Raw genomic sequence first — 679 nt, 5'->3', positions numbered from 1 at the left:
GTAGGGGCATCCGGCTCTCCGGTCGGACCGGCGCGCTGAGCCGTTCGGCGCGGATCCAGCTGGTCACCCTGGTCGGGGAAGTAATAGAAATTCTTGCCCTGCTGAAACTGGGTGAACGCTGGACTGACGATCGTCGGATCGAGCAACCGGATGTTGGACGTGGTCGCGCGGTCGTCGGCGACCTGCTGGGCGGCGGCCTGCGCGTCGCCGGTGTAGTTGCGATAGGTGACCTGGTCGGAGGTCAGGCCGTAGGCTTGCCGCGTCGCGGCGATGCTGCGGCTGATGTATTCGCTTTCCTTTTGCGCGGCATTGGGTTTGACGCTGATCTGCTCGACGATCAGCGGCCAACCGGCGCCCACGATCAGCGAGGACAGCAGCAACAGGACCAGTCCGATCGCCGGGATCCGCAAGTCCTTGAGCACAATCGCGGAGAACACCGCCGCCGCGCAGATGAGCGCAATCGCCATCAGGATCAGCTTCGCCGGCAGCACCGCATTGATGTCGGTGTATCCGGCGCCGGTGAAGGGTTTGCCGCCGCGGGTGTGCGACAACAACTCATATCGGTCCAGCCAGTATGCGATCGCTTTCAGCACGACCAACAACCCGACCAGGGTGACCAGCTGGATCCGCGCCGAACGGCTCAGCGCGCCGGTCCGACCGGAGAGCCGGATGCCGCCAA

1 protein-coding gene is annotated in these 679 nt (G+C 64.8%); it reads right to left on the bottom strand.

What is annotated here, in order from left to right:
• A partial coding sequence (locus A5652_RS06685) for a UPF0182 family protein (protein WP_197513804.1) occupies window positions 1–679 on the bottom strand: 679 nt, incomplete at both ends.

It is taken from the genome of Mycobacterium sp. 1165178.9, from assembly GCF_001673555.1.
Classification (GTDB): domain Bacteria; phylum Actinomycetota; class Actinomycetes; order Mycobacteriales; family Mycobacteriaceae; genus Mycobacterium.
The sequence above is the reverse complement of the archived record's forward strand: the minus strand, read 5'-3'. Positions and strand labels throughout refer to the sequence as shown.